Origin of the sequence: Tepidibacter hydrothermalis, from assembly GCF_029542625.1 — a bacterium.
GTDB lineage: Bacteria > Bacillota > Clostridia > Peptostreptococcales > Peptostreptococcaceae > Tepidibacter_A > Tepidibacter_A hydrothermalis.
This window is the reverse complement of record NZ_CP120733.1, coordinates 862,499-875,456: the sequence shown is the minus strand read 5'-3', so window position 1 is coordinate 875,456 and position 12,958 is coordinate 862,499. Positions and strand designations below refer to the sequence as shown.

General features: G+C 29.2%; 11 protein-coding genes and 1 riboswitch. Of the genes, 2 read left to right on the top strand and 9 right to left on the bottom strand.

From position 1 onward, the window contains the following. Positions 1 to 24: 24 nt before the first annotated feature. Positions 25 to 681, bottom strand: coding sequence for an MgtC/SapB family protein (locus P4S50_RS03760; protein ID WP_277733197.1), 657 nt, complete (start codon positions 679 to 681; stop codon positions 25 to 27). 180 nt (positions 682 to 861) lie between these two features. Continuing rightward, positions 862 to 1,045: riboswitch (cobalamin riboswitch) on the bottom strand. A 179-nt stretch (positions 1,046 to 1,224) separates the two neighbouring features. On the opposite strand from P4S50_RS03760, the gene P4S50_RS03755 reads away from it, so the two are divergent. Next, positions 1,225 to 2,805: a DUF342 domain-containing protein gene (locus tag P4S50_RS03755; RefSeq protein ID WP_277733196.1), complete on the top strand. Its 1,581-nt coding sequence runs from the start codon at positions 1,225 to 1,227 to the stop codon at positions 2,803 to 2,805. Between the two features lie 148 nt (positions 2,806 to 2,953). On the opposite strand, the gene P4S50_RS03750 is transcribed toward P4S50_RS03755, so the two are convergent. The 4 genes from P4S50_RS03750 to P4S50_RS03730 all read right to left on the bottom strand — a co-directional run bounded on the left by P4S50_RS03750 (position 2,954) and on the right by P4S50_RS03730 (position 6,446). After that, positions 2,954 to 3,787: a mechanosensitive ion channel family protein gene (locus P4S50_RS03750; RefSeq protein WP_277733194.1), complete on the bottom strand. Its 834-nt coding sequence runs from the start codon at positions 3,785 to 3,787 to the stop codon at positions 2,954 to 2,956. Positions 3,788 to 4,035: 248 nt separating this feature from the next. Then, on the bottom strand, positions 4,036 to 4,197 hold the full coding sequence (locus P4S50_RS03745; protein ID WP_277733192.1) for an aspartyl-phosphate phosphatase Spo0E family protein: 162 nt from the start codon (positions 4,195 to 4,197) through the stop codon (positions 4,036 to 4,038). A gap of 149 nt (positions 4,198 to 4,346) precedes the next feature. After that, positions 4,347 to 5,264, bottom strand: a complete 918-nt coding sequence (locus P4S50_RS20235; protein ID WP_319023198.1) for a Gx transporter family protein — start codon at positions 5,262 to 5,264, stop codon at positions 4,347 to 4,349. A gap of 141 nt (positions 5,265 to 5,405) precedes the next feature. Next, positions 5,406 to 6,446: a PTS sugar transporter subunit IIC gene (locus P4S50_RS03730; protein ID WP_277733190.1), complete on the bottom strand. Its 1,041-nt coding sequence runs from the start codon at positions 6,444 to 6,446 to the stop codon at positions 5,406 to 5,408. Positions 6,447 to 6,874: 428 nt separating this feature from the next. Between P4S50_RS03730 and P4S50_RS03725 the strand changes: the two genes are divergently transcribed. Beyond that, complete coding sequence (locus P4S50_RS03725) at positions 6,875 to 7,408, top strand: helix-turn-helix domain-containing protein (RefSeq protein ID WP_277733189.1); 534 nt, start codon at positions 6,875 to 6,877, stop codon at positions 7,406 to 7,408. 46 nt (positions 7,409 to 7,454) lie between these two features. Here P4S50_RS03725 and ptsG read toward each other — a convergent pair whose 3' ends face one another. From ptsG to P4S50_RS03705, 4 genes are all read right to left on the bottom strand, one after another. Beyond that, positions 7,455 to 9,470: a glucose-specific PTS transporter subunit IIBC gene (gene ptsG / locus P4S50_RS03720; RefSeq protein ID WP_331489693.1), complete on the bottom strand. Its 2,016-nt coding sequence runs from the start codon at positions 9,468 to 9,470 to the stop codon at positions 7,455 to 7,457. 309 nt (positions 9,471 to 9,779) lie between these two features. Then, the gene (locus P4S50_RS03715) at positions 9,780 to 10,730 is read right to left on the bottom strand and encodes a carbohydrate kinase family protein (protein ID WP_277733188.1); all 951 of its coding nucleotides are present in this window, start codon (positions 10,728 to 10,730) and stop codon (positions 9,780 to 9,782) included. A gap of 83 nt (positions 10,731 to 10,813) precedes the next feature. Continuing rightward, positions 10,814 to 11,395 (bottom strand): class D sortase, encoded by a 582-nt coding sequence (locus tag P4S50_RS03710; protein ID WP_277733186.1) that lies wholly within the window; start codon positions 11,393 to 11,395, stop codon positions 10,814 to 10,816. 45 nt (positions 11,396 to 11,440) lie between these two features. Continuing rightward, positions 11,441 to 12,952, bottom strand: coding sequence for a hypothetical protein (locus P4S50_RS03705; protein ID WP_277733184.1), 1,512 nt, complete (start codon positions 12,950 to 12,952; stop codon positions 11,441 to 11,443). Positions 12,953 to 12,958 lie beyond the last annotated feature (6 nt).

The window sequence follows — 12,958 nt, the reverse complement described above, 5'->3', positions numbered from 1 at the left end:
TAGATTTTTGTAAATAGATATTCTCTATTCATATTCAATTTTTATAACATCATCCAAATCCAAAATACTCTTTACAATTTCTTTAAACTCTATCTTACTATTATACACTACAACTATTTTCATATCCCAACACTTATATTCATCATGAGATATATCTATATTCTTTATAAAAATCTTATTACTTTCTAGTATTTCTATAACTTTCGATGTTATATTTGAAATGTTTTTTGTATTAATATACAAGGTACTAGTTTTACTAAGTAATATTCTCTTATCTATAAATTTCAAAGTATACAATGTCATAATAAGCAAAAAACAAGATACAAATGCTAAATAATAATATCCAAACCCAATAGCTATACCTATACAAGCAGTAACCCAAATACCTGCGGCAGTAGTGAGTCCTCTTATGCTATCTTTCGTTTTAAGTATTGCTCCTGCTCCTAAAAATCCAATACCGGATAAAACTTGAGCTGGCATCCTAGCAGGATCCAAATTTACATATTGTATATATTCTTTAAATAACATCAAAGATGTAACAGCAACAACACAAGAACCTATAGAAACCAATATATGCGTTCTAAAGCCCGCCCATTGGTTAGATTTTTCTCTTTCAAAACCAACTACGCCCCCTATAAAAAGAGCAAACAATAACCTAAATATCATTTCTTTATGTGTCATCAAATCACCTCTTTTTTTATTATATTACCACTTAAAAATATATATATCAAAAAAAAACAGGCCTTTTACAGGCCTGGGGCGAAAAAAAATATTTAGGGAAAGAAAAATATATAAAAAACCTGCCTAAGCGACGTACTAGGACAGGAATAATCTCTTTTTTCCTGGCCCTTCCCTCCGAAGGCTGAAAACTCTATACAGGTAGGTCTCCTGACTCATGATTCATCTTACTCCCTATCCTTCCCGCAAAATAATTAGCAGTGGTTTTATAGGTTTCATCCTCAATTACAGTAGCGGGGGCTGTGACGGATTCTAACCGTTCTTCCCTGTTATCCTTAAAATAAGGACCTGTACATTCTCTTAAGTTTTCATATTATTATACTAACACATTTTTTCTTTTTTTACAATATGTGTAATCGAAATTTTTTTATTTTTATTATTTTCTAAAAAGTGTTATATTTAATATATAAAATGTTATATTTCATTAAATATACAGGTTTTATTACCGATATATATATATATGCCCAAATTAATCCGAGGTGATTTATGTACATAATACAAAATGAATTTTTTGATATTTTCGAAGATAAAGAAAAACTTTATATAAAAACAAAGAAAGAAGGATATGATATTGCAAACTTTTCTAATTTATCAACCTCTCATCCTCAAATCAGTATAAAGTATTTTTTAAATCTTAAAAATGCTTTAGAGAAGATTTCAGACGACAATGTGGAAATAGGTATATTAAAACCAAAAATAGAATTGAGTATATCTAAAGATAATACAGAAGCATATTTCAAGTTAAATATTTCAAATGATGAATTTAAAAATAATAAACAACAAATAATCGATTCTATATTATCAGAGCTTGACTCAAACAATATAGTACACGGAATAATTCACACTGCACTTGATGAAGATATAAAAACACAAGAAAATATATTAATAGCAAAAGCAACACCATCAAAAAACGGGCAAGATGCTATAATAAAATATCTAGATTTACCAGATAAAAAACCAAATATGCGAGAAGATGGTTCAACTAATTATTACGAAATGAATCTAATCCTCGAAGTAAATAAGCACGATTATTTAGGAGAAAAGATACCTTTAACCAAAGGTGTTGATGGTTTAAATATAAAAGGAGATGCAATACCAGCAAAGCCTGGAAAAAATAAAAGATTAAGTTACGATAGAAAAACAGTAGGAGAATTTAAAGAAGATAACAAAATAATATTAAGAGCCTTGACTGCCGGTGCTCTTTCTCACAATCAAGGAAAAGTATCCGTTATAAAACATCTAGTAATAGATGGAGATGTAGGCTATGAAACAGGTAATATTTTTTTCGATGGATCAGTAACAGTCAAAGGAACCGTTTGCGATGATTTTAAAGTTATAGCAACAGAAGATATTTCTATAGACAGCATAATGGGAATAGGAGCTGCCGAAAAGATAGTATCAACAAATGGAGATATATATGTAAAAGGCGGAGTTTGCGGAAAGGGAAAAACTTTAATCCACTCTAAAAAAAGTGTTTTTGTTAAATATGCTAATTCATGTACTATAATAGCTGAAGATACTATAAATATTGGATTTTATTCTTTAGATAGTATCCTTGAATCTAAAAGCATCCTTTTGAATCCTGAAAAAGGAAAAATAATAGGCGGAAAAATTAGTGCATATGCAAAAGTAGTAACAGGTGCAATCGGAAACTCTTCAGAGCGAAAAACAATAGTAAACGTCAAAGGCTTTGATAGAAAACAAATAAAAAAGGAATTAGATGAACTTCTAATAAAATATAGCAGTTGCTTATTAGAAATGGAAAAAAATAAAAAAGAAATGGAAGTTTTCGAAAATACAGTTGAAACCACTGAAGAATTGATAAAAACCCATGAATATGAATACTACAATAATATACACGAGAAACTCACGAATGAGATATCAGAGTTAGATCAAAAACGAAAATATCTTACTGACTGTTTACATTCAAAAGGAGAAGGAGAAATATCTATACTAAAAAATGCTCACCCTCAAACTTTCTTAGAAATAAAAAATCTTCAAAAGATAATAAAAAAAGAAACTTCAGGTACTTTTTACGCACAGGATAATAGTCTTCACTCAGAGTAAAAAAGTTCTTCTTTAGAAGAATCTTAAATGTAAACTTTTTTGAAACTCATAAGGAAAATTATATTTATCCACAACTTAAAAAGGAATATAATTTCCTATTCGTTATAAAAAATCAGATGGAATAAGCCTCCATCTGATTTTTTTATATCTATATATAACTTTCATATTCATCCGCATCAATATTAACTCTCTTAGGATAAGCTACTTTAATTCCCTTTTCTCTGAATTTAACCAAAATCATTAACCTAGCATTCTTAGATATAGAAAAATACTTAAAAGAAGCTACAACACCGGTAATAGTGTACTTAGCACCTACACTACTAGATTCTATGTCTGTTACTCCATATACAGAAAACGGTCTTGATGGTTCATTCATTATGTTCTTAATTAAAAACTCTTTATATTTGTCATTCAACGCTTCGCATACTTCCTCTAAAGTCTGCATAACAAAATCAGGATCACATTCATAAGACACCCTTACATGAACTATTACTCTCATTTTTTTTCTACTATAATTCATAATAGATTTTATTTCACCATTAGGAATACTTATTCTTCTCAAATTCCAATCCCTTATACTAGTAGTTCTAAGACCGATTTCCTCTACAGTTCCTCTGAAACTTTCATTTATGTAAACAAAATCTCCAACCTTTATCTGTTTTTCAAATAATATAAAAAAACCATTAAGTACATCCTTTATAATACTTTGAGATGCAAACCCTGCTATAACTCCAAATATACCAGCTCCAGTTAGTATAGTGGATTGATTTAAATCAATTATACCAAATTCTTTTAATACCAGTACACAAGCCACAGAAAATGACAAATAATAAGATATAGATACTATTATACTCTTAAATGTATTTTCTCTTTGAACATCAAATTTAGTTATGTCAAATACTTTTTTAGTTATATACTTTACAGCTCTTACAAATAAATAACTAAACATTATTATCAATATGGAATTTATAAACCTAATCATACCATTCTCCTTAATTCATATCTGTTGATTAATATTTAAATTATCTCCATATATAATAATCTATATACTTTCTCTACAAACAAAAATTCGTCTACTCGCTACCGCGCTGATTCATACCGCCAACAAGTCTAGCAACTCGGTTGCTTAAAAATAGTTGCAAGTACAGCTTTTTTATAAGTTACCCACAAAATAAAATGATATAATTTCTTAAAAAATAAAAAGAAGCGATATTCATCGCTTCTTTTCATTTAAAATTTCTGTAGTTTCAAATACTCATTTATACATATATCTATTTTCTGACTCGTGCTCAGTATTTCTTCTTTAAAAATATCGGGATATTCTATATATCTATTTATTTCTTCCCTTAATTCCTCTATATCTCTTTTTAATTCCTCTAATTTTTCTTTCATTCCCATATCACCACTTATTTCAGCATATTTAAACTCTTTATGCTATGATTCTATCAAAGAAATAGAATATATGTCAATATATAACACGATAATTATTCATTTTTTAGAATAATTTAAAATATAATGCATGCTTCAATATTTATATAAAATCAATAAGATACATTATCTACTTGTGAATCTTCCCCCAAAATTTTAACATACATCTTATGAGGAAGACATGCTATTATCTGTCCCTTTCTATCTATAAAACCAGTTTTAACACAAACCTCATCATAACAATCAGCTTCTGTGATTTCTACTCCTCCATCGTGTATATGAATATAATTATATCCTTCTTCCGTTTCAATTTTTATTGTTTTTTTATAATCATCATCAGTTATAACAACATCTTCATAAACCTTATTATCTACAACCACTTGAACTCTTTTATATCCCGTATCTCCACTGTCCATATTAGTAAAATAGAATGTAGATACACTTAAAATCAAAACTGATACTAATATTAAATAGTCTAGTTTTTTAGGTTTTGTAATAGTATACTCTCTATTTTTTATATTCATAGATTTATATATATTTTTGTTTTTTACAAGATATCTACATACAAACCCAATAAACAAACCAGTAGGAATAGATGTTAATAAAAGTATAGGCAGATATATAAATATACCTATATTATGTATTATTATAGATGCCATTATTAATTGCCCTATATTATGAAACATAGCCCCTATTACACTTATACCTATTAAACTAGATTCTTTTTTGTTAAACTTAGCTAATATATCCATAGATAATAAACTCAATATCCCTCCAGCTATACTGTATAAGAACGCAGAAAATCCTCCTCCAAATATAGAAGATATTATTATCCTAGCAGTCAATATTACAAACGTATCTTTAAATCCTAAAAAAATCAAAGATATTAAAGTAATTATATTAGAAAGCCCAAGTTTTGCGCCAGGTGCTATAAATACAAGCGGATTACTCATGTAAGTCTCTATTATATACATAGCTAAACTTTGAGCTACTAGTATAGACATAAACACCATTTTTTTCGTTTTATTCATATATGCCTCCTATTTTTATAGTGAAATCAACCTCAATTGAAATGGAGTTTTCAATATTAGATTTAGTCATACACTATTATACTTTAAACAAAACAAAAAAGACAATGCCAATTAGCTTTGTCTTTTTTGTTTCACTCTATGCTATGCAGCTTTTTCTTCTGTACTAACTTCTCCTCTTATTTCTGCAACAGTTCTTATCTTATAGTTTTTAAATACTATAGAACCAATTAAACCAGCTAGTGCTCCAGCAAGTGCACAAAGTGCAGCTGCTATAGTAACAGTCTTAGGATCATTGAATCCATACATCACCATAAGACCAGCTATTGGAGTTGCAGTTCCAGGTGCATTGTTTACTAATCCAAATGAAGAAACTATCATACCTGCCAGACCGCCACCTACAAAGTTAGTCACATAAACCGGTATAGGATTTGCAGATATTACATCCGCTTGAGTTAGAGGCTCTATAGCAACCGATATAGTTGTACTTCTATCTCCAAACTTCATTCTATCAAAGAATACAAAATTCATAAAAGATGATCCCATAACAGATAAAGCTCCTATAGCCATCGGTAGACCTGTAAGCCCAAGCATTGCAGTTAATGCCATGGAGCTAAGTGGTGCTGTTGCAACAATAGTTATAACTCCTCCTAGTATAAATCCCATAGTCATAGGGTTTCCATTAGCCGCCGAAGTTACTATTCCACCTATATTAAGTAGTGTAGAAGTTACTATAGGATCAGCAGCAGTAGCTATTAATCTAGCAAGAGGTGCTACAAAAGCAACACACACTATTAAATCTAATCCTGCAGGTACCTTCTTTTCTATTTTGGGAACTATAAACGAAAGTATGTAACCCGCTACAAATCCAGGTAATATACCCATTCCAGCACAAGCACATCCTATTAGTACTGCATAAACAGGGCTAACACCCAAAGCCAGAGGTACTAAAATACCTGCCGCTGCTCCACCCATACCTCCAGCAGCTAACCCCGTATCTTTTAATAATTGAATATGTAACATATCTCCACCCACATAGCTTTGAAAAGCTTCCACTAAAAAACTAGCTACCGCAGCATCTGCTAATGCTCCCATAGCCTTCATTCCCTTTGGCATCTTTAAACTAAATAAAGTAAAAAGTGATAAACAAAATAATAACAACATCGTACCTTTAACTAACTCCATTAATTTACCTCCCGAAATTTTATAAACTCATTATTTATAATTTATTTTATAAATATTTTTCGCATTTGTATTTTAAATACATTTCTTAGTATACCAAATTTCAGAATAATGTCTATAGTTTTTTTCATTTTTTTATTATTTTATTCACTTTTTTAAACTTTTATTTTTAATAAAATTACACTTTCCACTATATTATCCTGTTTATATACTATATTTTCAATGTCAAATTCAATATTTTATATATTTTACAACAAATTAAACCTTATTCCTTTTCATAATTAGCAAAGTTTTTTCATTTTTTTATTTCTTTTTTCATTTTTTTATTTTTTTCCAATTCTTAGATACGACATAAAAAATATAATTTATTTAAATAAATTATATTTTTTATGTTATAATTTATTAAATGATTATTATGTGAGGAGAGAGTTATGGAATTAGGAGCAAAAATAAAACATTTTAGAAAGAGAAAAGGATTAACAATAAAAGAATTATCCAATCTTACAAATCTATCAATAGGATTTATAAGTAATCTAGAAAGAAATCTAAATAGCCCCTCTGTTAGCAACCTTCAGCATATATGTGAAGTACTAGGAATAAACTTAATGGACATCTTAAAATCTTCTAGCGAAAAAGATTTTATAGTTAGAAAAGATGAAAGAAAAGAAATTTTTACAACTGAAGACCATAATATAAAATTCGAAATGCTGACTAACGGAAATAAGAACTTAAATTCAATAGCTATAACAATAGACGGAAATAGTGAATCTAGTGATGTCTCATGGGGACATAACTACGACGAGCTAGGTATCGTTATAACCGGAAGTTTAGAGATACAAATAGAAAATGATACTTATTTATTAAATGCTGGAGATAGTATCTACATTAGTAAATTCACACCTCATACTTACAAAAATCCATCTAGCGAAAAAAATGTAACCCATTGGTTTTCTGTAAAAGAATAAAGGCTACTGCTTAAGCAGTAGCCTTTTTTTATCCAAATCTTTTTTATTATTTTACACTTACTATATTTTCATCTCCAGTTTTAACAGTTTTTCCTGTTTTAGCATTTACTTTTTGTCCTTCATCAAGATTAGTAAATACTATAGGAGTTATAAGTGATGGTACTGCTTTTTTAACTGTTTCTAAATCAACCTTAAGAACCAGTTGACCTGCTTTAACTTTGTCCCCTTCTTTAGCTAAAGCTTCAAATCCTTCTCCATTTAAATTCACTGTGTCTATTCCAAAGTGAACTAATACTTCTTGTCCATTATCTGCAGTAAACCCTATTGCATGCTTTGTTTTAAAGAATGTAGTTATAACTCCATTTACAGGAGATACTACTTCTCCATCTGTAGGTTCTATAGCAAATCCATCTCCCATTATTTTTTCAGAAAATACCTTATCAGGTACATCTTTTATATCTAATACTTTACCATTTAAAGGAGATACAAAATTTAATTTTTTGCTTGAATCCTTAGCTACAGTCTTCTTTTCTACTTCTTCTATTACAGGAGTCTTACCTTTCATTATATCCTTTATTTGACCTTTTAAAGTCTCTGATCTTGGTCCAAATATAGCTTGTAAGTTATTACCTACTTCAAGAACTCCAGACGCTCCTAAGGCTTTTAATTCATCTTTATCTACATTTTTAATATCATTAACACTTATTCTAAGTCTTGTTATACAAGCATCTAACTTCGCTACGTTTTCTTTTCCACCTAAAGCTTTTAATATTCCTTGAGCTAGCTCTGCTCCCTTAGTATTCTTAGTTTCTACTACATCTTCTTCATCTTCTCTACCAGGAGTTTTTAAGTTAAACTTCCTAATTGCAAATCTAAATCCAAAGTAATAAATTGGTGCAAAAGCTAATCCTACTAAAATAACTAACCACCAAGCAGTTTTACCTTGAAGAACTCCAAATAATAAGAAGTCTATAACTCCACCAGAGAACGTCATACCTATTTTAACACCTAGTATATGCATTAACATAAATGATAATCCTGCAAATATACAGTGAATTCCGTATAAAATTGGTGCTACGAATAAGAATGTAAATTCTATTGGTTCTGTAATACCTGTTAAGAAAGATGTAAGAGCTGCTGATGCCATTATACCTCCAACTAAAGCTTTCTTTTCAGGTTTTGCTTCATGATACATAGCAAGTGCTGCTGCTGGAAGTCCAAACATCATGAACGGGAATTTACCAGTCATAAATGTACCTGCTGTTAAATCTACACCATCTTTTAATTGAGCAAAGAATATTGAGTTATCTCCTCTAACAAGTTCTCCTGCTTTATTTACATATTCTCCAAACTCAAACCAGAATGGTGAATAGAATATATGATGAAGACCAAATGGTATTAATGATCTTTCTATTACTCCAAATATAAATGCTGCTAAAGTTCTATTTGCATCTATCATACTATGAGAGAACCAGTTAAGTCCATTTTGAACTGGAGGCCATGCAAATATCATTATAATTCCTAATATTAAAGATGATACCGCTGTTATAATTGGAACGAATCTTTTTCCTGCAAAGAATCCTAAATAAGGAGGCAGCTCCATGTTGTAGTATTTTTTATACATACTTGCTGCTAATACCCCAATTATAATACCACCAAATACTCCTGTTTGAAGTGTTGGTATACCTAAAACACTTGCATAAGCTGGGCTGTTTCCTACCATATCAGCTGTAATACCTTTTGCAGTTCCCATAGTAACATTCATTATTAAATATCCTATAACCGCTGCAATTGCTGCAACACCTTCTCCATCAGCAAGTCCTACTGCTACACCTACTGCAAATAATAAAGCAAGATTTCCAAATACAACTCCACCTGCTTGCTCCATAATTTTAGCAATATACTGTATTACAGGAGCTCCTAAAAATGGTAATTTAGCTAATGTAGCTGGATTTTGAAAAGCATTACCAAAACCAAGAAGTATTCCTGCTGCAGGTAATATTGCAACCGGAAGCATTAAAGCTTTACCAATTTGTTGTAAAATTCCGAATATTTTTTTCATAATTATTTCTCCTCTCTTATTTTTTTTCTTTAATAATAAAAATGATTGCTCTGTATATTACATTACAAAATAAAAAGGCATAAGCAAAGTCATAAAATATTATTGCCTAAAACAATAATATCTATAACTTTTGCTCATGCCTAATCTAGTTAGTAACACACAAAGTTATTAAAAAATATTAACTTTTATTTATCTTATAAACACATAATAACATAATAAAATATGACTTGCAACCGTTTTCACGCATTTTTTACATATTTTTTTGTGTTTTTTTATATTTTTTTGTATTTTTGCGAATTTTCTGTGTTATTATTGTATTTTTTCCCAGTTCGTATTTGCAATTACCTCTTCCACTAGTTCTTTTCTCATTTCAGGATGAATAGTTTCTTCATGAGAAATAGTTATTATAGACATAGCTATAGCAAATTTAACCATTTCTTCCATAGGCATATTATTCATATATCCATATCCAAGACCTGCTACAAAAGAATCTCCAGCTCCAGTGACATTATTTACTTCAACATTATGAGCTTTAATTCTTCCAGATTGATATTTATTACAATAATAAATTCCCTCTGCATCAAGACTTATAAATATATTCTCTATTCCAAGCGATAAAAAATAATCTCCTGCTTTTTTTAAATCTTGATCATTTTTTATTTTAAATCCAGCCAAAATTTCCGCTTCATGTCTATTAGGCTTTATTGTATGAAAATGCTTTATCAAATGTTTTATGTTTTCAGCTTTAGCAGCAGATATAGGATCTAGTATAAACTTTGTTTTACCTCTAAATTTATTAAGTATATATTCAAGTTTTTCAGGATCGTCTGCATCTAAGCAAATATACTCAGAATTATTTATAATCTCTTCTTTAGAATCAATGAATGCAAAATCCATTTTATCGATAACTTTCATATCTGCAATTCCAGATACCATTTCTCCATTTTCATTTAAAATAGCCATATAAGTAGGTGTTCCTTCATTCTCAAGTACTAAAGATTCACTCATATCATATCCTATACTTTTTGAGTGTTCCATCATACTACGCCCTTTTGCATCATCACCTAATATAGATATAAATTTTGTATTCACACCTACCCTAGCCATATTCTCCGCAATATTTCTACATACCCCTCCAAACGATATCTTTATATTTCCAGGTGTAGAATTATATGGTTTATAGCACGAACTACAAAACCCAAATATATCAACAACAGAAGCTCCAAATACTAAAATATATGGTTGGTTCTTTTTATTCATTTTCATCTCTCCTTCTAATAGTCAACCATACTATTTTATCACATTTTATCGTTTTTTGTATCTTTTAATAAAATAATATTAGATTAATTCACTTCCTCCTCTATAATACCTTGTATTATTAGTCTATGTGTTCCTACTCTTATAGGAGTGCATGTTATTAACGTTATCATTTTATCCTTACCATTACCTTCCAATACCCATACATCTTCTGGTTTTACTATAAATTTACTATTTACAGTGTAAATATAATTTTTCCCTTTTGAAAGTACTTGTATTTTATCTCCTAATTCTATTTCATCTAATCTATTAAACTGTTTTCCATAAGTATAACTTCTATGTCCTGCAATTGCACAATTCCCTATTTCTCCCGGTTTTTCAGTTTCTAAAATTCTGCAAGGAGCTATGTTTAGATTTTGTTTTGTAGCATCTTCCAATATCGGTAGTGTTATATCTATTTTTTCTATTTTTAAAATGTCTGTAACATTATTATTTTCAAGTTTAGGCAAATCAACTTCTTGTTTTATATCTTTTTTTTCTTCATATACTCCTTGTACCGATTCTACTATTTTACGTTGAATTTTCTCATTTCTATTTGTTTTCACATGAGGATAAGAGACTATAATTATTCCTAAAATTATAAAAATTATACCTAATGACTTTTTCAATTCTTTTCCTCCTAATGAATTAGGCAAGCTTTACGCTTGCCTAATTTATTCTTTATTCTCTTCCTTTATTTCTTCTTTTACTTCTTGTTTTGTATCCTCTTTTTCAACTTCTTCTTTAGATTCATTTACTACTTCTTTATTCTCTTCCTTTATTTCTTCTTTTACTTCTTGTTTTGTATCCTCTTTTTCAACTTCTTCTTGAGATTCATTTACTACGTCTTTATTCTCCTCCTTTATTTCCTCTTTTACCTCTTGTTTTGTATCTTCTTTCTCAACTTCTTCTTGAGATTCATTTACTACGTCTTTATTCTCTTCCTTTATTTCCTCTTTTACCTCTTGTTTTGTATCTTCTTTCTCAACTTCTTCTTGAGATTCATTTACTACTTCTTTATTCTCTTCCTTTATTTCCTCTTTTACTTCTTCTTTTAGCTCTTGTTTTGTATCTTCTTTCTCAACTTCTTCTTGAGATTCATTTGCTACTTCTTCTTTTGCATTCTCTTTTTGAATTTCTTCCTCATAAAATGCTTTTACATCTATATATTGTGGAATTTCATTTATTTCTATATCTTTTATTGATTCTCCATAAAATTCACTTTCATTACAATTGAGACAAGTTTGACCAAAAAAATCATCTTCAACTAATATTTGTTTAGTTGGTACCTCTCCATCATATGTATACATTACTTTTATTTGAATATAGTCTTTTTCTATTATTTTTGATGTCATTTCCATTTTCATATGTTCCCATAAATTTTCAATCTCTTTTTTTTCTGTTTTTATAGGTTTCTCTATTATTTCTATAGGTTCTTCTATTCTTTCCTCAATTAACTCTTCTTGAGGTAATTCTACAACATCTTCATCTACTACTTGTTTTTCTTCTTCTATCGCATTTTCTTCTTTTATCTCTTCTTCTACTTTAGTTTTATCTTCTTCTGTTTTTTCTTCTTCTATTACTTCTTTTTCTTCCATAACATTTTCTTCTTTTATCTCTTCTTCTACTTTAGTTTTTTCTTCTTCTGTTTTTTCTTCTTCTACTACTTCTTTTTCTTCCATAACATTTTCTTCTTTTGTCTCTTCTTCCACTTTAGCACTATCTTCTTCTATTTTTTCTTCCTCTACTTCTTTTTCTTCCATAGCATTTTCTTCTTTTGTCTCTTCTTCCACTTTAGTTTTATCTTCTTCTATTTTTTCTTCCTCTACTTCTTTTTCTTCTATCACATTTTCTTCTTTTGTATCTTCTTCCGCTTTAGATCTATCTTCTTCTGTTTTTTCTTCTACTACTTCTTTTTCTTCTATCACATTTTCTTCTTTTCTCTCTTCTTCTACTTTAGTACTATCTTCTTCTGTTTTTTCTTCTTTTACTACTTCTTTTTCTTCTATCACACTCTCTTCTTTTGTATCTTCTTCCACTTTAGTTTTATCTTCTTCTGTTTTTTCTTCCTCTGTTGCCGTTAAAACCTCTTGTATTTCAACTTGTTCACCATAAACATTTAATGGATTTATGACTATTGAAGTGAATAACAATATTATATTTAAATATGCAAATATTTTTTTCATATATAT